This is a genomic window from Brachyspira alvinipulli ATCC 51933 (genome assembly GCF_000518245.1).
Classification (GTDB): domain Bacteria; phylum Spirochaetota; class Brachyspiria; order Brachyspirales; family Brachyspiraceae; genus Brachyspira; species Brachyspira alvinipulli.
In genome coordinates this window covers 118,108-141,357 of the sequence record NZ_JADF01000008.1, presented here as the reverse complement: position 1 = coordinate 141,357, position 23,250 = coordinate 118,108, and the positions used below count along the sequence as shown (strand labels likewise).

Annotated in this window: 13 protein-coding genes; 6 read left to right on the top strand and 7 right to left on the bottom strand. The window is 26.8% G+C overall.

Annotated features, from left to right (window positions below):
• Positions 1-336: 336 nt before the first annotated feature.
• Together T324_RS0100520 and T324_RS0100515 are read left to right on the top strand one after the other, a co-directional pair.
• Positions 337-3,321 (top strand): YidC/Oxa1 family membrane protein insertase, encoded by a 2,985-nt coding sequence (locus T324_RS0100520; protein ID WP_051436758.1) that lies wholly within the window; start codon positions 337-339, stop codon positions 3,319-3,321.
• A 71-nt stretch (positions 3,322-3,392) separates the two neighbouring features.
• Entirely contained in the window at positions 3,393-4,544 is a 1,152-nt protein-coding gene (locus T324_RS0100515; RefSeq protein ID WP_028328484.1) for a SpoIID/LytB domain-containing protein, read from the top strand.
• A gap of 75 nt (positions 4,545-4,619) precedes the next feature.
• Here T324_RS0100515 and T324_RS0100510 read toward each other — a convergent pair whose 3' ends face one another.
• Complete coding sequence (locus T324_RS0100510; RefSeq protein WP_028328483.1) at positions 4,620-5,990, bottom strand: aldehyde dehydrogenase family protein; 1,371 nt, start codon at positions 5,988-5,990, stop codon at positions 4,620-4,622.
• Between the two features lie 159 nt (positions 5,991-6,149).
• Here T324_RS0100510 and T324_RS0100505 point away from each other — a divergent pair, with 159 nt between their 5' ends.
• Together T324_RS0100505 and T324_RS0100500 are read left to right on the top strand one after the other, a co-directional pair.
• A complete protein-coding gene (locus T324_RS0100505; protein ID WP_028328482.1) occupies positions 6,150-8,411 on the top strand; it encodes a lytic transglycosylase domain-containing protein in 2,262 nt (753 codons plus the stop codon).
• Between the two features lie 121 nt (positions 8,412-8,532).
• Positions 8,533-10,794: a lytic transglycosylase domain-containing protein gene (locus T324_RS0100500; RefSeq protein ID WP_028328481.1), complete on the top strand. Its 2,262-nt coding sequence runs from the start codon at positions 8,533-8,535 to the stop codon at positions 10,792-10,794.
• Between the two features lie 13 nt (positions 10,795-10,807).
• Here T324_RS0100500 and serB read toward each other — a convergent pair whose 3' ends face one another.
• The 3 genes from serB to T324_RS0100485 form a co-directional block, all read right to left on the bottom strand.
• Complete coding sequence (gene serB, locus T324_RS0100495) at positions 10,808-11,428, bottom strand: phosphoserine phosphatase SerB (protein ID WP_028328480.1); 621 nt, start codon at positions 11,426-11,428, stop codon at positions 10,808-10,810.
• A 17-nt stretch (positions 11,429-11,445) separates the two neighbouring features.
• Positions 11,446-13,050: a phosphoglycerate dehydrogenase gene (serA, locus tag T324_RS0100490; protein WP_028328479.1), complete on the bottom strand. Its 1,605-nt coding sequence runs from the start codon at positions 13,048-13,050 to the stop codon at positions 11,446-11,448.
• 245 nt (positions 13,051-13,295) lie between these two features.
• On the bottom strand, positions 13,296-14,441 hold the full coding sequence (locus tag T324_RS0100485; protein ID WP_028328478.1) for a pyridoxal-phosphate-dependent aminotransferase family protein: 1,146 nt from the start codon (positions 14,439-14,441) through the stop codon (positions 13,296-13,298).
• Between the two features lie 263 nt (positions 14,442-14,704).
• Between T324_RS0100485 and T324_RS0100480 the strand changes: the two genes are divergently transcribed.
• Together T324_RS0100480 and T324_RS0100475 are read left to right on the top strand one after the other, a co-directional pair.
• A complete protein-coding gene (locus T324_RS0100480; RefSeq protein ID WP_028328477.1) occupies positions 14,705-17,269 on the top strand; it encodes a YfhO family protein in 2,565 nt (854 codons plus the stop codon).
• 163 nt (positions 17,270-17,432) lie between these two features.
• The gene (locus tag T324_RS0100475) at positions 17,433-17,858 is read left to right on the top strand and encodes a PepSY-like domain-containing protein (RefSeq protein WP_028328476.1); all 426 of its coding nucleotides are present in this window, start codon (positions 17,433-17,435) and stop codon (positions 17,856-17,858) included.
• 84 nt (positions 17,859-17,942) lie between these two features.
• On the opposite strand, the gene T324_RS0100470 is transcribed toward T324_RS0100475, so the two are convergent.
• From T324_RS0100470 to T324_RS0100460, 3 genes are all read right to left on the bottom strand, one after another.
• Positions 17,943-19,286, bottom strand: a complete 1,344-nt coding sequence (locus T324_RS0100470) for a citrate/2-methylcitrate synthase (protein WP_028328475.1) — start codon at positions 19,284-19,286, stop codon at positions 17,943-17,945.
• 60 nt (positions 19,287-19,346) lie between these two features.
• Positions 19,347-20,606: an NADP-dependent isocitrate dehydrogenase gene (icd, locus tag T324_RS0100465; RefSeq protein WP_028328474.1), complete on the bottom strand. Its 1,260-nt coding sequence runs from the start codon at positions 20,604-20,606 to the stop codon at positions 19,347-19,349.
• A gap of 239 nt (positions 20,607-20,845) precedes the next feature.
• The gene (locus T324_RS0100460; protein WP_028328473.1) at positions 20,846-23,101 is read right to left on the bottom strand and encodes an aconitate hydratase; all 2,256 of its coding nucleotides are present in this window, start codon (positions 23,099-23,101) and stop codon (positions 20,846-20,848) included.
• Positions 23,102-23,250: the final 149 nt, after the last annotated feature.

The following is a 23,250-nucleotide window of genomic DNA, read 5'->3' as shown; positions in this document are numbered from 1 at the left end:
CAATTAATTTAAAAATAAGTATATATGTAATTTTATTTTTGTCAATTATGAAAATATTATATCTCATAAGATAAATCAATATTTTTAGTTTATATCAGTATTTTAGAAATTTAAAACTAAAAATTATTTTATTGACATTTTTATAATATATAATACACTTAATGTAGGAGAATATATGGTCAACAGTCAACAGTCAACAGTCAACAGTCAACAGTCAACAGTCAACAGTCAACAGTCAACAGTCCATAACTTTTATATTTTACTATATAGAAAAAACATATCATTTGTTTATCAAAAAAATCATAAACTTAAAGAATCTAATTTCTTGGGAGTATTATGATGTTTTTTGATATCCTCTATAATATTTTAATATATCCTATAGAATTTATAATAGAAATATTATTCTATTTATTTAATAGTGTATTTCAGTCTAGTTATGGTGTAAGTTTATTTTTACTCAGTTTATGTATAAATTTTTTATCTCTTCCATTATATAATATAGCTGAATCTTGGCAGGCTAAAGAAAGAGCTATTCAAGATAAGATGAAACCTATGATAGATAATATCAAATCTGTATATAAAGGCGATCAAAGATATTTATTAATTAGAACTTGTCAGAGAATTAATGGTTATAAAACAATATATGCTTTTAGAGGTACTTTAGGGCTTTTAATACAGATACCTTTTTTTATTGCTGCATATAATTTTATTCATAGTTTATCATCATTAAATGGAATTAATTTTTTATTTATTAAAGATCTATCAAAACCAGATGCTTTAATTCATATTGGAAATATTAGTATAAATTTATTGCCGTTTTTAATGACTTTATTTAGTTTGCTTGCTGGATTTGTTTATGCAAAAAAATTAAAATTTAAAGAGAGTTTGCCATTATACATAGTATCATTTATATTTTTGATATTACTATATAATTCTCCATCTGGACTTTTATTTTATTGGACTATTAATTGCTTATTTTCATTAATTAAAAATATTGTTATAGAATATAAACTTTATAATGTATTTGTAGTTAATAAATATAAACTATTAAAAAGTTATAATATATTTTTCATTATTGTTTCAGTTTTATTCATATTATTAATTTCTTTATCTGGTATAGAAAGAAAAGGATATCTATCAGATTTTGAATTTATAAATGATAGGAATGGATATTTTTATAGTGCTAAAGTAAAATATTATAGTAAGATTTTTATTACTAGTGATATTTTTTCTTTTGTAGGAAATAAAAATAAAATAGATGATAATATAATTAATATTGAATATTTTGGAGATAGCACAATAACATCTACTTTAAGTTTAAAGGATAAAGTAGATAATATAAGAGATGATATTATTATATATTATAAGCTTTCTCTTAGGAATTACTCAATTAATATATATTTATTTTTAATGTTTATAGCTATAATGGTTAATATTCCATATATATATAAATTTATATTTAATAAAATTTATTTAAAAGAATCTTTTGAAAAGAATAGATATAAATTAATGATATCTTCTTGTTTAGCTATTACTGTACTATCAGGACTTTTTATATTATCATCAATTATATCAGATTCTCCACAAGAATTTTCATCACCTTTTTATTTGATTATAAATAATTTTTCTATGAGTGTTGGATTGTTTTTATTTTATCCTATTTTTATTTATATTTTATTTTCAGAAAAAATTAAAAATTATTTAACATTAATAGCATTGTTTTTTACAATATTTGTTATTATAAATACTTTTATAATGACTGGAAATTATATTAATATAACTAATGAATTTTTGTTTGATAATGCAGATTTATTAAAATTTTCTTTTAAAGAGTTATTCTTAAATTTTTCATTGACAATTATATTTAGTTTAGTTTTAATTTTTATTTTAAGATTTAATAAAAGTATATTTCTTATTAATATAAATTGTATTGTATTGGCTGTATTACTTATAATTTCATTATTAAATATCTCAAATATATATAACTCTCATATTAAACTTAAAGATATTAAAAAAAATTCAAAACAATTATCAAATATTAAAATATTTAATTTATCAAAGACAGGTAATAATATAATAGTTTTGTTTTTAGATAAAGCAATACCATCATATTGGATGGATGCTTTTGAAAGATTTACAGAGTATAAAAAAGAATTAGACGGATTTACAATATATCCTAACACAGTTTCTTTTAGCCAATCAACTATAACTTCAGCATCTTTATATGGTGGATATGATTATCTTCCTTATGAATTAAGTACAAATGGAAAATATCTTTTAAAAGAAAAACAAAATGAAGCTTTACTTACTGTACCATTATTATTAAACAAATATGGATATGAATCTATTTTATTGGATCCTGCTTATGCTAATTTTTCAGATACTCCAGATTTAAGTATATTTGAAAAATATACTAATATTCATGCTTATCTATCAGATTCTATTCAAAATTATGGTTTAAATATTTATTTTGGAGGAACAAATTATAATTTTGAAAAAACGGTGGAAACAGATCAAAAAAATAAAGCTATAAGATTCTCTTTATTTAGAATGATGCCTATTAATCTAAGATATGATTTTTATGCTAATACAGGATGGTTTTTAACAAGTTCATCTTTTATGAGATTTAATTCAAGTATAAGATATTATAGTATTTTAGATTCTATATATTCTTTGATGAATATTAGAGAAAACGGCAATTATTATAACATGATATATAATCTAACTACACATGAACCATATTATTTTGCTAAAGATTTTTTACCTCATACAATTCTTGAAGATGTTGATATTAAAGATTTAGAAATATATGGGAATGAAATGAGTACTAGATTCTTTTATGCTAATGTTGCTGCTATTAATTCTTTAATAAAAATTATAAGATATTTAAAAGATAATAATGTTTATGATAATACAAAAATAATAGTTGTTTCAGATCATGGAGCATTTGTAAACAATCGTTATTTTAATTCTAATAATTTATCTTTTGTAACCAGTATTAATGCTTTACTAATGCTTAAAGACTTTAATAGTAATGGAAATATCAAAATTGATACTAACTTTATGACTATAGCAGATACACCTTATTTATCAATTAAACATATAAAAGATGCTTCAAATACATTTAATGATAAAATAATTAAAAATAATGGAGTCAATATAGTTAGCATAGATTCTTGGCAAGTTGATAGACAATTAAGTAATTCATTTAATTTTAATAATTACTATTATGTTAAAGATAATATATTTGATATAAACAATTGGAAAAAATTTGAAATAGATTGGAAAACCAAAGAATCAAAAGAAATAGAATTAAAATAAATAAAGTAATTGTTTTAACTACCGATAATTTTGACGAACAAGTTTATATATTGCAAGGAGGCATTATAATTATGGGAGTCAAAAAGTATTTATTTTTATTGCTAGCATTGTTGGTAGTAAATAGTATAAATGCATTTGCAAATCAAAATATAATTAGAGTACAATTAACCGATGTAAAGGCACCATATACTATTAATATTAAAGGTCCTTATAAAGCTTACAACTATAAGTATGAAAGTGAAATTATTTCCGGTCTCACTAATGAAAAAGTTATGGTTGTTGAAAACAGATTAGGATTAAAAGTTAATGATGTTGGAGTTTATAAAGAGGGTATAGTATTTGAAACAGAGGATGGATTCACTTTGAATGGAGTTGAATATTATGGTTCTTTAATGTTCATTCCATATAATGATACTATGATAGTAGTTAATGAGATTAATATCGAAGACTATGTAAAAGGTGTATTGCCTCATGAGATGTCTCCAGATTGGCCTATGGAAGCTTTAAAAGCTCAGGCAGTAGCTGCTAGAACTTATGCTATGTTCCACGTATTAAAAAATGCTAATAAACTTCCTTTTGATGTTGATAATACTACAAAATATCAAGTTTATAATGGTAAAGAAAAAATGAATTGGGCTGTTGAACAGGCAGTTGACAGAACAAGATATGAAATAGCTGTTTATAAAGGTAAAGTTATAGCTACATACTTTAGTGCTTTATGCGGCGGACATACAGATAGTGCTCAAAATGTATTTGGTGTTTCTGTTCCATATTTGGAAGGAGTATCTTGTCCATATTGTAATGCTCAAATTAAACCTTGGACAAATGCTTTAAGCTATAATGAACTTAATAATGATTTGGCAAACTACTCTGTACATGCAACTGAGAAATCATCTATAGGAATAAGTACTGACCCTAAATCAGGTAAAGCTACAAATATTAAAATAGATAATAGCGATATTACATCAAGAGATTTTAGAAGTACACTTTCTCCTAGATTAGTACCTTCACTTAATTTCACTATTAAAAAAGTTGATAATGGTATTATAATTACTGGTAAAGGAAGCGGACATGGTGTAGGTATGTGCCAATGGGGTGCTTATGGTATGGCTCAGGTTAAAAAAGATTATAAAGAGATTTTGAAATTCTATTATAATGGAGTTGATATTGTAGATTATAATAGAGTTAATAAAGAGTTTGAACCAGATGTTTGGGGCAATTAATAATTAAATTATAATAAAAATAAAAGGCTTATATTTATATTCAATATAAGCCTTTTTTATTATTGGATATTGTATTTATTTCTTTGTAAGGTTGTATAAAAATTTTAATGATTTTATATTTTTTTCATAAGGAGGATATCTAGTATCAACTTCAAAACCATATCCTTTATTTAAAATAGTTGTCTTTTTTGAAAAGCATTCAAAACTATAATATCCATGATACTGTCCTATTCCGCTATTTCCAACACCGCCAAATGGTGCATTAGGGTTTAATATATGACTTATGGTATCATTTACAGAACATCCACCATAACTTATTTTTTCTATAAAATAATAATTAAAATCAATGTTTTCAGAAAATATATACATAGCAAGAGGATTAGGACATATTTTTTCTATTATTTCTTTTGCTTCTTCTTTTGTTTTATAATAAAGTATAGGGAATATGCTTCCAAATATTTCGTCTTTTATTATATTAGTTTCCAAATCTTTAGGCTCTATTAAAGTTATTGAAATGTGCAAGTTATTATCATCGTATTCCCCGCCGTAAATAATTTTTCCATCATTTAAATATGATTTTAATCTATTATAATGATTTTGATTTATTATTCTATGAAGTTTTTTTTCATCATTAAATAATTTTATCTCTTTATTAAATGCATTTAAGAATTTATCTTTCAAATCTTCCCTAATAAGTATATAATCTGGAGATACGCATGTTTGTCCCGAGTTTATAAATTTACCCCATATAATTCTTTTTACAGCCTTATTAAAGTTATTATTATTGACATCACCAATTATAACGGGGGATTTTCCTCCAAGTTCTAATGTTACCGAAGTAAGGAATTCTGATGCATTAGACATTATAATTTTTCCAACTCTAGGAGAGCCTGTAAAAAATATTTTATCATATTCTATTTTTGTTATGCTTTCAGGAGGGATATTTTTATCTATAACAGAAATGTATTCTTCATCAAATGTATTTTTTATAGAATTTGATATGACATCATAAACAGTAGGAGTCAGCTGAGAAGGTGCTATTATAACTGTATTTCCTGCGCCTATTGCTCCTACAAGAGGAAGAAACGTCAATTGTATAGGGTAGTTCCAAGGAGATATTATTAATGATACACCAAATGGTTTATTTATTATATTTGTTTGAGAATCTATAGTTATCATATTTCTTTTTACTTTCTTATTATGCATCCATTTTTTTAGATTCTTGATAAATAAATTAATTTCTTCCATTACCATATATAATTCAGTTGCTATAGCCTCAAATTCTGATTTCTGCATATCTTTATATAAAGCATCTACCAAATCTTTTTCATATTTTATTATCATTGCTTTTAATTTTTTTAATTGCTCTATTCTAAAACTATATGATAACGTTTTTGAAGTTTTAAAAAATTTTTTTTGTTTATCTCTTAATTCTGTTAAATTCATTTTATATATTTCTCCATAATTTGTTTATTGTTAATATACAAAAATATTGATAAATTACCATTATTTTTTATGATTAATATATTGAATTAATTTGCAAAAAATTATAAAAATAATAAAATAAAATTTATATATTAAAAATTATATTTGGATTTTGTGTAAATGGGAAATAAAGTTACTAATATTTTTAATAAAAGATTTTTACTTTTGTTTTTTTCTTTTGCTATTATTGCTGCTGTGATCGCTTCTATGTTGACAGCACAAGATATTTCATTAAAGAAAAAAATAACTTCAAAGAATAAAGTTAATTATGGTACTGCATTAGAATTACATAATAGAGAAAAGTATTTAGAAGCATATAAACAATTTACAAATATAATCAATAGGGATGAAGACTCAATTATAAAAGATTATATTATATATTATGGTGCTAAAAGTGCTTTAAATGCTAATATGTATGATGAAGCTATAGATTTATATACTTTATTAATGAAAGAATATGCAAATTCTCCATTATATCCTTATGCTGAGCAGTATAAAGCATTGGCAGAGTTTTATAGAGATGATTATCCTATTAGTAACTTTTTTAATAGTAAGAAACAAAATTGGATTAAAGAATTTGTAGGAATAAGAGCATTAAGAAATACTGATGATACTAATAAAGCTAAGATGATAGCTTATGAACTTATAACTAAATTATCAAACAGTGAAGCTATTATTTATTATAATGATAATTATGAAGATGAAATATCTTTATTTGATAATAATTTAAAATATAAGGTAGCTTCTGTATTATATAATGCTGGATTTAAAAAATCTTCATTAAAACATTTTCAATATTTATACTCTAATAATTCCTATAAGGGAAATTCTACTTATTATATTGCTAGGATAAATGAATCAGAGGGAAATAGAGAAGAAGCAGCTAAATTCTATGATGAATATTTATCTAATGCAAATAATAAAGCATACAGAAAAATGAGTCTTTATTATTCTGCTGGTAATTATGCTAAATTGACAAATAATACTAAATCAATGGAATTATATAACACTTTTTTGAAAGAATATCCAAAAGATGATTATGTTCCAAGGATATATAATAATTTTGTTAATACAAGTTTGAATAAAGATAATTTAGTTCAGGCAAAAACTTATTTAACTAATGTTATGAAAAAATTTCCAAATAGCTGGCAAACTGAATTAGCGTTAAAATCATATTTAAGAAAAGCTTTTAAATTACAAAATAAAACAGAAACATATTTTGCTACTAAAGCATTAGAAAAAAGATATACCACGTTTAGACATGATTTTCCATTATCTTGGAATATGTGGACTGCTTCAGAATTTGGAGATACTGAAAAAAGAGATGAATATATAATGAAGACTCTTCTTACAAGTAAAAATCATTATTTTGTTAATGGGGCTTTGAGTTTAGCAAATGATGAAATGATAAAAAATGTTGAAATCAGCAATACTTATTATTTTGATGAGGCTAAAAAATATTATACTGATTCAAATTATACTAAGTCTATGCAGATGCTTGATAAGGTGCAATTTTTAAATTATATCGCTACTGGAAAAGAAGATGATTTTATGAAATCAGTTAGAGATATGGCTAAAGATATTCTTATGCAAAATGAATTTGTAAAAGAATTATATTCTAATAAAAGTGATTATGATCTATTTAATGAATTATCATTGCAAACTACCAATGAAGTTGATAGATCTATATTATTATATTGTTATGGAGATTATGATAATGCATATACAGAATATGATAAAATATTTAAGAAATCAGAAAAAGTAACATATCCATTGTTTTATTTTGCTGAAAAGATTTTTAAAGATTCAGGCAATACTAAAAGGCTTATGCAAATATCTGTTAATATAGGGAAGTATTTTGATTATCCTTATAATAATAATGTAGACTTGCTTCCGGATGAATTTAGAAAGAGAGTTTATCCAAGATATTTTGATGAATATGTTCTACAAGAGGCAAAACATTATAAGATAGATCCTTTATTTGTATATGCTATAATGCGTGAGGAAAGTACATTTGATCCAAAAGCTAAATCTTGGGTTGGAGCTATGGGACTCATGCAGTTAATGCCGGCAACAGCTGCAGAGCAAAATAGAAATCCTAGATATAGATATGATCCTTTAGATTTAACCGATCCAAAACAAAACATTAATATAGGTATTGGACATTTAAGCTGGTTATTTAAAAATGAAAATGCAAGTAACTATATAATAGTAGCTGCAAGCTATAATGCTGGTTCAGGCCGTGGAAAAAGGTGGAAATCGGAATATGGAACTAATAACATGTATCGTACAGGAAGATTTATTGATATTGAAGAAACTGAATATTATGTAGAGAAAGTTATTAATAGTTATGAACATTATAGTAAATATTATAAAGATTAAAATATAGTTATTTTTATAATTATATTTAAAATGTAAATAAAATGTAAAATTTATTTGCAAAAAATCAAAAAAGTAATACAATAATAATTACTATATAAAAATTGTTTTGGAATGAGAATAAATGAAGAAAAAAATTTTTAAAATATTTAATAAGAGAGTTTTATTATTTGCTATTACTTTTGAAATGATAATTATAATAATGACTTCTATGCTTGGAGCTGAAGATATATCATTAAAAGAAAATATTATATCTAAAAATGCAATTAACTATGGTACAGCATTAGAGCTCCATAATAGAGGAAAATATTTAGAGGCTTATAATCAATTTACAAATATAATAAGCACAGAAGAAGATCTGCTTATAAAAGATTATGTAATATATTACGGAGCAAAAAGTGCATTTCTTATAGAGATGTATGATGAAGCCATAAGCTTATATGATTTACTTATAAAAGAATATCCTCGTTCATCATTGTACTCTTATGCAGAGCAGTATAAAGCACTTGCAGAATTTTATAGAGATGATTATCCTGTAAGCAATTTTTTTAATGGGAATACTCAAAAATGGATTAAGGAGTTTGTTGGAATAAGAGCTTTAAGAAATACTGATGATACCAATAAAAAGAAAATGATAGCTTATGAACTTCTTACCAAATTTTTAAATAGAGAAGCAGCTATTTATTATAATAATAATTATCCGAATGAAATTATGCAACTTGATAATAATATGAAATTTAAGATAGCTGAGGAACTTTATAATGCAGGCTATAGAAAGTCATCATTAAAATATTTTGAAAATTTGTATAATAATAATTCTCATAAGGCAAATTCTACATATTATATGGCAAGAATTAATCAGCTTTCTGGAAATAGGGCAGAGGCTTCAAAATTATTTGATGAATATTTAGCCAATAACAATAATAAAACTCATAGAAGATTAGGACTTTATTATTCAGCTGATAATTATAATAGATTAAAAAATTCTGAAAAATCAATGCAGCTTTATAATACATTTTTGAAAGAATATCCAAAAGATGATTATGTTCCAAGAATATATAATAATTTTGTTAAAGTTAGTTTGAATAATAATAATTTAGTTCAGGCAAAAACTTATTTAACTAATATTTTGAAAAGATTTCCGAAAAGCCGTCAAACAGAATTGGCATTAAAATCATATTTAAGATCAGCATTCAAATTGGAAAATAAAACAGAGACATATTTTGCTACTAAAGCTTTAGAAGATAAATACCAAACTTTCAGACATGATTTTGCATTGTCTTGGAATATGTGGACTGCTGAAGAATTTGGAGATACTGAAAGAAGAGATGAATATATAATGAAAACTCTTCTTACAAGCAAAAGTCACTATTTTCTAAAAGGGGCATTGAGCCTTGCAAATGATGAAATGGTTCATAATGTTGAGCTTAGCAATGATTATTATTTAAATGAAGCTAAAAAGTATTATGACAATTCTAATTTTGACAGAGCCATGAAAATGCTTAATAATATACAGTTCTTAACTTATGCTGCTACTGGAAAAGAAGATGATGTTGCAAAAGAAGCAAGGTCTATGGCGAAAGATATACTTATGAGAAATAAATTCGTTAAAGAGATGTATGCTGGAAAAACAGAAAGTGAATTGTTTAATGAATTATCGCTTCAAACTAGAAGAGAAGTTAACAAATCAATAGTTTTATATTATTATGGTGATTATGATAATGCATATACAGAGTTTGATAAAATATTTAAAAAGACTCAGGTAACTTATCCTTTATTCTATTTTGCTGAGAAAATATTTATAGATTCACAAAATACAAAAAGGTTAATACAGGTATCATCTAAGATAGGTAAATATTTTGGTTATCCATACAATGATAATGTAGACTTACTTCCGGATGAACTCAGAAAAAGAGTTTATCCTAGATATTTTGATAAATATGTTGTTCCTGAAGCTAAATATTATAAAATAGAGCCAGCATTTGTATATGCTATAATGCGTGAGGAGAGTTTATTCGATCCTAAGGCTAGATCTTGGGTTGGAGCTATGGGACTTATGCAGTTAATGCCTGCAACAGCTGCTGCCGAGAATAGAAAGGCAAGATATAGATATAAGCCTTTAAATTTAACAGACCCTAAACAGAATATCAATTTAGGTGTTTCACATTTAGCTTGGTTGTTCAGCAGTCAAAAAGCAAGTAATTACATATTAGTTGCTGCAAGCTACAATGCAGGTTCAGGACGCGGAAGAAGATGGAAAAAAGAATATGGAACTAATAATATGTACCGTATAGGAAGATTCATTGATATTGAAGAGACAGAATATTATGTAGAGCGTGTTATCAAAAGTTATGAATATTATAGTAAATATTATAAAGATAAATGATCATTATAAGTTATTATATATTATCTAATATAAGAGTTAAATCTTTTTTATCTATTATAATACTAGCTTCTTTTTTGAGTATTTCTTTAGCACAGAATGCAGCTTTATTTTTGGCATATTTAAACATGCTTAAATCATTGGCACCATCTCCGACAACAAGAGTATCATCATAAGATATATTTAAAAGTTTTTGAAGAGTCAATAACATTTTTCCTTTGCTGTCAGAAAACATCATTTCACCTCCGACTTTTCCTGTTAAAATATCATCTTTTGTATGAAATATATTTGAGAACTCAGCATCCAAATTAAGTTTTTCAGTAAATAGAATGGTAGCATTTTTGAATCCTCCAGAAAAGCATACACATTTATATCCTCTTTTGTGAAGCTCTTCTATGGTTTCTTTTGCACCATTCATTACAGGAAGAGAATTGCAAATTTCATTAACAGTTTTTAATTTTATTCCTTTAAGAAGCGATACCCTCATTTGCAGACTTTCAAAAAAATCTAATTCTCCTCTCATTCCCATTGCTGTAATATCTGCAATTTCTTTGGCAAAATTAGTTTCTTTGGCAATGATGTCAAGAGTTTCACCATCCATTAATGTGGAATCAAAATCAAAAACTGCTAATTTCATTTTTATTTATCCTATAATTATAAAGTATATTCTGCTGTAAGTCTTACATATTTAGGATCATGTACTCCATCTATATTTGAAATCTTAGTTATAACATCATTTCCTATAACTCTATCAACGTTAATAGCCATTATAGACATATTGCTTCCTTTTATATTTTCTGATACACTCATTGAACCAATATTTATAGAATCTGTAGAAAGAACTGTTGCAACTTTAGCCACCATAGCAGGCTGGTTTATATGAGGTACAACTAATATATGAGGCTGAGGTTTTATTATAACATCATAATCATTAAGCTTAACTATTCTTGCAATATTTTTTGCTATTAGAGATACTGATACGCTTGTTGTATCTTTATCTGTTATCAATTTTACTTTAAGTATTCCTGTAAAAGTGGAAGGAGCTTCTGATTTTATAGTTTTTACTTCTATTCCTCTTTGCTTAGCTAAATAAGGAGCATTTACATAATTAACATCTTGGAACATATATGATAATGCACCTTTTAATATTGCAACTTCAAGCGGCTGAATATCTAAATTAATTAAATCTCCTTGTGCTGTTATTTCAAGCGATTTTATTTTACCATTGGCAAGCTGCATTATCATTTCTCCAGCATTTTCAGCTATTTTCATATAATCTTTAACTGGTTCTAATTTCTCCGGATTAAGAGAAGGTATATTAACAGCTGATTCTGTGTATCCTCCGGATAATACCTGTTTTATCTGTTTTGCCACATCTATTGCAACATTAATTTGAGCTTCTTTTGTACTAGCGCCAAGATGAGGAGTAAGTATCAAATTATCTTTTTTATATTCTATTAATGGACAAGTTTCTATTTTAGGTTCATTTACAAAAACATCTATAGCAGCAGCAGCTATAGTTCCGTTTTCCAATGCATTTTTTAAATCTTCTTCATTAACAAGTCCGCCTCTTGAACAGTTAATAATTATTGCTGTATTTTTCATTTTACATAAATTATCTTTATTTATAATATTATTAGTTTCAGGAGTTTTAGGTATATGAAGAGATAAATAATCTAATTTAGGCAAAAACTCATCTAAAGAAGTTTCATAAACAGCTCCGCTTTTTTGTACAATTTCTTCAGTTGCAAAAGGATCATAAACTATAACTTTCATTCCAATAGCTAAAGCAATATTTACAACTTTTCTTCCTATTCTTCCAAATCCCATAACTCCTAAAGTTTTACCTAAAAGCTCATTTCCGGTAAATTTATCTCTGTTCCATTTAGCTTCTTTAGTAGAAACAACAGCAGGTACAATATTTCTTGATACTGCAAGCATCAAAGCTATAGTATGTTCAGATGCCGCTATAGTATTTCCGTCTGGAGAATTTACAACTATTACACCTTTTTCTGTAGCAGCTTCTACATCAATATTATCAACTCCAACACCTGCCCGTCCTACTATTTTTAAATTTTTACCAGCTTCTATAATATTTTTTGTAACTTTAGTCTGACTTCTTACCATTAAAGCATCATATTCACCTATAACTTTTATAAGTTCTTCTTCGCTCATTGTAGGAAGAAATACTGCATCAGCAACAGATGTTATTATATCTTTAACACATTCATTTATATTATCAGTTATTAAAACTTTCATTTTTTATCTCCTTTTGTTGCTATACTCGAAAAAGCCTATAAGTTCCTCGATAATGAATTATCGAGGAGGCTTTTTCTCGCTTTTTTATTGCTATGTTAGCCACCTTTAAAGGTGGCTAATTGGTTTTCCTATAATTAGCAAATAAATAAATTTATTTGTACAGCTACTACTTTTTTATTATTACTAATAAAAAATAAAATATTCTAATATAAATATATTAGAATATTTAGAAATATATATAATTGTTATTTATTTAATTCTTCTATTATTTTTTTTACTCCTATTCCTAATTCAAATTTATATCCCAACTTCAAAAGGCTAGCTTCCAAAGCTCCTACTGCCATTATTAGATCACGTTCGCAAACAAATCCAAGAGTTCCAATTCTAAATATTTTATTTTCCAAAGATCCCTGACCATTTGCTACTATTATATCATAATCTTCTTTCAAAGTTTTTCTTATATCAGGTACAGTTATTCCTTCAGGAGGAAGTATTGAAGTTATTGCGTGGCTAGCATTTTTATCATCTTCAACAAGTAATTTTAATCCAATGCTTCTAATAGCACTTCTCAATGCCATAGTTAGTTTCCTATGTCTTAAATTAACATTTTCAATACCTTCTTCTTTTATCATCTTTAAAGAAGTATTAAGAGATGTTATCAAATTAACAGCAGGTGTGAAAGGAGTAGTGTCCTTAGCTAAAGATTTTTTATGTTCAGTCCAGTTAAAATAAAAACTAGGATACTTACATTTTTCATGCATTTTAAAAGCATTTTCACTAGCAGTTAAAAATGACAAACCAGGAGCAATCATAAATCCTTTTTGAGAACCCGATATTGCAACATCTATTCCCCATTCATCTGTTTTAAACTCCATAGCACATAAACTTGTTATACCATCAACAACAGATACAGCACCATATTTTTTTATAATAGAACATAATGTTTTTATATCATTAGCAGCACCTGTCGAAGTTTCACTGTGTGTAAGAGTTACTATTTTTATTTCTTTATATTTATTCAAAGCCTCTTCAAGCATTTCAGGACTTATAACCTTACCAGCTTCAACTTCAATTTTTGTAACTGCCGCCCCTCTGCTTGCAGCAATTTTAGCCCATCTTGAACCAAAATTTCCAATAGATAGGCATAATACTTTATCACCTTCATTAATAAGATTTTCTAAAGCTGCACACATAGCCCCTGTTCCGCTTGCCGTAAATAAAAATACATCATTTTTTGTTTGAAATACATATTTTAAATTTTCATAAACTTCTTTTAATATATTTGAAAATTCTTTACTTCTATGGGCCATAGGGTGTTTGGCCATTTCTATCAATGCCGATTCCGGTACAGGTGTAGGTCCGGGTATCATCAAAAATGTTTTATCTTTCATCGTAAAATTCTCCTTAAATATTTTAAATACAGCTTAACGGATTGTACTATTATATAATATTTATACATTTTTAACAATACTATATTTAGTAATATTAATATAAAACTATTTATTTATATACAAAAAGTTTGATTTTTTATATATAATCCATAAAATTTTTTAATAAAAAAATTCCTTGACAATACATAATCTTTTATATATTATTTATTATCTAAAAAATTATGATAACAAAATCAGATATTAATCAAAGGAATTATAAAATAATGAAATCATTAAAAAAAGAGATCATATATCCTATTATATTTATATTGCTTTCTATATTATTTTTCTACAGCAATTTAACATTTTCATATCTTCAAATGGGAGATGTTATTCTTTGGGATATAAAGAATATTAAGGATGCAATATTCAGCGGTAATTTATATTTTTGGAATAATGCGTATTTCACAATAGCAACATCATCAGCAGTTCCAATTCACCCTAAATCATTACTTATAGCATTACTTCCTAATGATATATATCCGCAAGTAAGTATAATATTTCATATATCAATAATGGGATACGGATTATTTTTATTCTTAAGAGAGAAAAAACTATCTATAAAAGCATCTATATTTGGAGCTATTGCTTTGATGTTTTCTAATGCAATGATAACATTAATACTTCCTGGACACTTAGGTAAATTTGAAACTTACTGTTATTTCCCTTTTGTATTATATTTTCTTTCCAAAGCTATGAATAGTGAAAAATGGATTCATTTCTTTTTTACAGGAGCATTTTTAGGTATAGCTTTTTTAGGCGGTGCTTTAGATGTCGCTATGTATTTTGCTTTATTTTTGTCATGTTATTTCTTATATTTATTATATTCTAAAAAGAATGAACTTAAATTAATAGATTTTATAAAAAATGATTTTAAAAGAATAATACTTTTATGTTTGAAATTTGTATTGGTTGCCGTATTTTCATTTTTGATGTCAATACAGATAATAATGATCACAAGAAATACTCAAGATATGGGGGCTGCCGGAGTTGAGAATAAAGATCAATTATGGCAATGGGCTACAAGATGGTCATATCCTCCAGAAGAAATACTAGGATTTTTTATGCCTGGATTTTTCGGATACTATTCTGGAAGTGAAACGCATCCTTATTGGGGAAGAATAGCAAATATGGAAGGAGAGCCTAAAACTTCAAATTTTTCTCTAACTTCTGCCAATATTGGATACATAACTTTTATTTTTATAATATTTGCAGTATTTATAAGTAGAAAAAAATACAGTGAAAAATATTTTTGGATTGGTACGGCTTTATTCTTTTTAATAGCAAGTTTCGGAAGATATTTTCCTATTATATATGGAGCTTTATTTCAGATACCAATATTTAGAGATGCTAGAAATCCGAACAAATTTATAGAAATTATACCTATTCCATTTGCAATTATATCTTCATTTGCTGCTGATTATATATTTAAGGCAATAGATGCAAGAAAAGATGAAAAGTTACTAGAGTATTTAGAAGATGAATATAAGTATATATCTATTGCCCAAAAGATAATGTATATAATAGCTATTGCATCAGTTATATGTGCTTTAATAACAATATTTGCAAACGGTGTTATATACAGCAGTTTTGTAGCAGATTGGAAAGAACAAAATGCTTCTTTAATAGCTAAAAATATTTCTATGTCATTTGTAAGATTAATGCTTATGTCTGCAACTACTTTACTTTTAATTACTAATGCTATTTCTCTAAAAGAAATAACTATAAGAGATAAATTTGCTGTAATAGTTCCATTTATAGGGTTTATATTATTTTCAGTATATGATTCCGGAGATATAGGATTTCTTATAATAGGATGTATAACAGCATTTCTTTATATCATAATTGCAAACAAAGAAAATTTATTTTATAAATGCCTGCCTTATATGTTTATGGCCGTATTATTTTTAGATTTAACTCAAAGCGGAAATATATTTATAGTAAAATCTAATTATAATCAGATGTATAATTCCACTCCTATAGTTGATCATATATTAAAAGAAGGTGATAATGAAACAACAATGCCTATATTAATTCCATATTTGTATAGGTATACAACTCATACTATGCCTTATTATAATATACCATTGACAGAACCTCCTGCTGCAAGCAGATTATCTAAAGATATAACAGATACTTTCTCTGCTTTTAGAATAAACGATTATGTGGGATATCAGCCTAGACTTATGGATTTACTTGGAGTAAGATATATATTGAGTCCTACATATTTGGATCAATCTGTTCTTTCTAATGATGTTGTAAAGATTACTGAATATCAAGATCAATTTTCTGCTGCTGTATTATATGAACTTAAGGGTTATAGAAATAAGTACGAATTTGTTAATAATGCTTATAATGCCAGAGATTTTAACGATGGTTTAGGAAGACTTACAATGCCTAATTTTAATTTGGCAAATGAAGTTGTATTATTAAATAATTCTAATAACAATATAAGTTTAAATAATCCAGATTCAATACATAGTGTAGAACTTATTGAAGAAACTGATAATAAAATAGTATTCAATGTCAAAACTCCTGATTCTGGAGTACTTGTTTCAAAAGAAAGATATAATAAAGATTGGTCTGTAACTGTTAATGGTGAAAAGAAAGAGCTACTAAATGCTAATCTTTTATTTAGGGGAGTGTATGTTGAAGCTGGAGATAGTAATGTAGTATTTGAGTTCACACCTGACATGAAATATTTATATAGTACTGTCATATGTTGGATTATATTTATATTAATATCTATTATTAATTCAATCCTTTACTTAAGAAAAAATACAAAATAATACTTTTAATAAAGATTATCATAAAAATCTCTAAATATGTTCATATATTTAGAGATTTTTTATATTTATGGTTGTAAATAAGAAGTAAAATATTTGTAAAAAATATTGACAAAAAATATAAAATATGATATACTATAAATATAAGGAGAAAGGGAGGTTATTTATGAAAATACTAAAAATCATAATTATAATAACAATAATCTCCTGTAGTAATTTATTTGCAGATTGGGTGGTACCTGCAGAATCATTGCCTGAAAAAGCAAGACAATTCATTGCTCAGAATTTTTCAGATTCACAGATTTGGTATGTTGAAAATGATGATGGAAAATTTGAAGTGGAATTATCAAATGGTATAAAAATAGATTTTTTATACAACGGCGATTGGAATGAAATAGATGCTGAATATGTTGGAATACCATATAATGTATTTCCGCCTAATGTGGCAAACACAATAAGAAATACTTATCCACAGACTGTTATTATTAGTGCTGAAAAAAAATGGGGTACTTATGAAATAAAGCTAAATAATATGATGGAGCTTTATATATCAGCTGACGGACAATTAATAGGACAGAAATTTGACGATTGATTTACTTTCCATCCCATATACAAATGCAGGATATTAAGGTGATTCTTAATATCCTGTAATTTTTTATAAAAATAGTATAAATTATTATCTGTCTGACATGCTTATAAATTCCTGAGGTTCTATAACATTTTTATAAGCAGGTCTTATAATTCTTCTATCATCAAAGTTAAGTTCTTCTATTCTATGTGCACACCATCCAACAATTCTTGACATTGCAAATAATGGAGTATAAATTTCTTTAGGTATTCCAAGCATATCATATATAAAGCCAGAATAAAGGTCAACATTAGCACAAACTCTCTTTTTATCACCTTTAACTCTAATGAAACATTCTATAGCTCTCTCTTCTATAAGCTCTAAAAATTCAAGTTCGCACTCTTTTTTCTTTTCTTTAGCAAGCTGACGTGCTAAATCTTTTAATATAACAGCTCTAGGATCTGATAGTGTATAAACAGCATGTCCCATACCATAAATTAATCCGCTGTTATCATAAGCTTCTTTATTAAGCATTTTGATTAAATAATCATCTATTTCATTTATATCTTCCCAATCATCTATTGCCTCTTTCAAATGAGTAAACATATCCATTACTTTAGCATTGGCACCTCCATGTAAATCTCCTTTAAGAGAACCTATACCAGCAGATATACTTGAATATGTATCTGTTCTTGCTGAACTTGTTACTCTTACTGTAAATGTAGAGTTGTTACCACCACCATGGTCTGCATGAAGTATCAATAGTAAGTCAAGCATTCTAGCTTCTAATGGAGTAAATTCTTGTTTTAACATATATAAAAAGTTTTCTGCAATAGAATATTTTGGTTTAGGTAATGTTATAGTTAAATATTTTTGTGATACACTATATTTGTACATATTATAAGCATAAGCAATAACTGCAGGAAATCTCGCTATTAATTGTATAGATTGAAGCATTAAGTTTTCTAATGATAAATCTTCCGGATTAGGATCATGAATATACATTTCAAGTACACATCTTGACAATATATTCATTATATTTTGACCTTCTAAATCTATTATATTCATAATAGTTTTTTTATCCAAATACATATTATCTGATATAAGTTCTTTAAAAGAAGTAAGTCTTTCCTCATCAGGTAGTTTTCCAGAAAGAAGAAGATAACATACCTCTTCATAGCCTAAACGCTTATTTTTCAATATATCATCTGCTATATCGTTTATACTGTATCCTCTGTAATACAATTTTCCGTCTATAGGATGAACATTACCTTCAGGGTCTTTTTCATATCCTACAACATCCCCAACATTTGTAAGCCCTACTAATACTCCGCTACCATCTTCATTTCTTAGGCCTTTTTTTACATTATATTTTTGAAAAAGCTCACTATCTATCTTTATACGTTTACTAGAATGATCGTACAGCTTATAAAGTAAATATTCTTTTCTCATTAATAAACTCCTTTAAAATTATTTTTTAGTTTATAAAATATAATGTTATTCAATTAATAATTATAATAGAGAAACTAATTTTTCTCCAAACTCTTTAGTGCCAAGCGATACACCATCATTCATAAATACAGCTAAGTCTTCAGTGGCATATCCGCTTTCAAAAGATCTTTCTAATACATTGATTATTAAATTAGAAGCCTCATTCATATTTAAATATTCTAATGCCATAACAGAAGAAAGTATTAATGAACATGGATTAGCCTTATTTTTTCTAGCTATATCAGGTGCAGTTCCATGTGTAGCCTCGAAAATTGCATGCCCTGTTTTGTAGTTAATATTTCCTCCTGGTGCTATTCCAATTCCTCCAACCATAGCCGCCAATTGATCTGATATATAATCTCCATTTAAATTTAAAGTAGCTATTACAGAATAGTCTTCAGGTTTTAATAATGTATTTTGTAAGAATGCATCGGCTATATTATCTTTTATTATTATTTTACCATTGTCTTTAGATTCTTTTAATTTTGCTTTTGCTTTATCTTCACCGAACTCTTTTTTTATTTCAGCATATTCTTCCATAGTGAAAGTTTTATCGGCAAATTCTTTTCTAGCAAGTTCATATCCGTATTTTTTGAATCCGCCTTCTGTGAATTTCATTATATTACCTTTATGCACTAATGTAACAGAAGGAAGTTTATTTTCAATAGCATATTCAATGGCTGATGCTATTAATCTTTTAGAGCCTTCTTCAGATACTGGTTTTACTCCAAAAGATGAAGTTTCTGGAAATCTTACTTTATTTACTCCCATTTCATTTTTTAAGAAGTTATAAAATTTTTTAGCTTCTTCAGATCCTGTTTTCCATTCTATACCTGCATATATATCTTCAGTATTTTCTCTGAATACTACCATATTTACTTTATTAGGTTCTTTTATAGGTGAAGAAGTACCTTTAAACCATCTTACAGGTCTCAAACAAACATAAAGGTCTAAAGTTTGTCTAAGTGTTACATTAAGAGAACGCATACCTTCTCCAACAGGAGTAGTTAAAGGTCCTTTTATTCCTATTAAATATTCTTCAAAGATTTTTATAGTTTCATCGGGTAAAGGAGTTCCTAATTCTTTTTGAGCTTTATCTCCTGCAAGAACTTCTTTCCATTCAATAGATTTTTTTCCATTATATGCTTTTTTTACAGCTTCATTTACCACCATTTGTGAAACTGGTGTAATCTCTGCACCAACTCCGTCACCTTCTATAAAAGGAATTGTAACTGTATCAGGTATCGATAATTTACCATTTTTCATTTCTATTTTGCTCATAATAACTCCTATTATTGCTATGTTCGCCTTCGCAATTATAAGCCAATAACTAAAGTTACCGGCTGCTTCGGCTCACTTTGTATTATTGCTATGTCACCCGTAAAGGCGTCTACCCGGTTGCCTTTGTAATTATAAGCCAGTAACTTAGACTTGTAATCTGCTTCCGATAATTTTCTATTATTGCTAGTAAAAATTGTTTAGCTTCTTTGCTTATTTTTAATTAATAGTTTTTATATAAATTAATTTTTCATTAAAGTATTCAAAGCACCGCCATTCTTAAACCATTCAATTTGTGCTTCATTATAAGTATGTACCGCTTCAAATGTATCTTCACTTCCATTTTCATGAATAACTTTAATTGTAAGATTTTGTTTAGGTTTGAAATTATCAAGTCCTAATATAGTTATTTTATCTTTTTCTTGTATTTTGTTATAATCTTCTTTATCTTTAAATGTTATAGCAAGCATACCCTGTTTTTTCAAATTAGTTTCATGTATCCTAGCAAAACTTTTAGCTAGTACTGCTTTAACATTCAAAAATCTTGGCTCCATTGCAGCATGCTCTCTGCTTGAACCTTCACCGTAATTTTCTTCTGCTACAACTATAGAAGATATATTTTTATTTTTATATTCTTTTGCTGTTTTTGAAACTTCTTCATAATTGTTATTTAATTGATTGAATACACAGTTTGTTTTATCATTAAAGAAATTAACAGCACCCATTAACATATTGTCTGAAATATTTTCCAAATGACCTCTGAACTTTAGCCAAGGTCCAGCCATTGATATATGGTCAGTTGTACATTTACCTTTAACTTTTATAAGCAGAGGCATATTATTAAAATCATTATTATTAAATTTATCAAAAGGCTTCAATAATTGCAAGCGTTTTGAATCTTTATCTATTATTATTTCAACTGTACTATCAGGACTGCTTTGTCTCTTTTTATTTTCTGTACTTAATCCGTCTTTAGGCAAAGCTATTCCAATAGGTTCATCAAGTTTTACTTCTTTTCCTTCTTCATTTATAAGAGTATCTTTAAGAGGATTGAATCTTAAATCTCCTGCTATACTTAAAGCCATTACAGTTTCAGGAGAAGCAACGAATGCATGAGTATTAGGGTTGCCGTCTGCACGTTTAGCAAAGTTTCTATTGAAAGATGTTACGATTGAATTTGCTCTTGTATTATCAGGCTCTTGTCTGTTCCATTGTCCTATACAAGGTCCGCATGCATTAGTCATTATAACAGCCCCGATTTTTTTGAAGTCATCTATAATACCATCTCTTAAAGCAGCCTTGTATGAAGCCTCAGAACCTGGATTAATTATTATTTTTGCTTTAACTTTTAATTTTTTTTCTATAACCTGACGTGCAAGAGATGCTGCCTTACTTAAATCATGATAAGAAGAATTAGTACATGAACCTATTAATCCAACTTCCATAGCTGTAGGATATTTATTTTCTTCTACTTTTTTAGCAAACTCACTTATAGTGCATGCAGCATCCGGAGTGAATGGTCCGTTTAAGTATGGTTCTAATTCGGACAAATTAATTTCTATTATTTTATCATAATATTTTTCAGGATTATTATATACTTCCTCATCAGCTTTAAGATTACTTATATTTTCATCAGCAAGTTTAGCAATTTCTTCGCGTCCTGTAGAAATCAAATATTCTTTTATATTATTATCATAAGGGAATATTGAGGTAGTAGCTCCAACTTCAGCACCCATATTACATATTGAAGCCTTACCAGCAGCGGATAGGGTAGAAGCACCTTCTCCAAAATATTCTATAATAGAGTTAGTACCGCCTTTAACTGTTAAAATGCCTGCTAATTTTAATATAACATCTTTAGCACTTGCCCAGCCATTTAAAGAACCAGTCAATTTTACTCCTATTATATTAGGTATTTTTAATTCCCATTCCATACCAGTCATAACATCAACTGCATCGGCTCCGCCTACACCTATAGCAAGCATTCCAAGTCCTCCGGCATTAGGTGTATGAGAATCTGTACCTATCATCATTCCAGCAGGAAAAGCATAATTTTCTAATACTATTTGGTGAATTATTCCAGAACCTGCTTCCCAAAAACCAAGTCCGTATTTTTTAGCAACACTTTCTAAAAAATTATAAACTTCTTTATTTGTATTAAGTGCATTTTTTAAATCTTCTTCGGCACCTTTACAAGCCTCTATTAAATGGTCGCAGTGTATTGTAGCAGGTACTGCAGAAGAAGTTTTCCCGGCATTCATAAATTGAAGCAATGCCATTTGGGCTGTAGCATCCTGCATGGCAACTCTATCCGGTCTAAAATCTGCATAATCTTCAGATCTTTTAAAATCTTTAATATCATTTTCATTGTATAGATGAGAATATAAAATCTTTTCTGATAATGTTAATGCTTTATTTAGCTTTTTTCTAATATTATTAACCTTATCAGAATAGCTTGAATAAAATTTTCTTATCATTTCTATATCATAAATTTCCATAAAATAGTACCTTTTATAAATATTGCTATAAAGTATTACTATATAGTAATATTATTTTTTTATCAATACTTTTATATTTTTTTTATTTTTATAGGAACTTTTATTTATATTATTCGTCTAATATAGCGAATAAAAATAAAAACAATTAA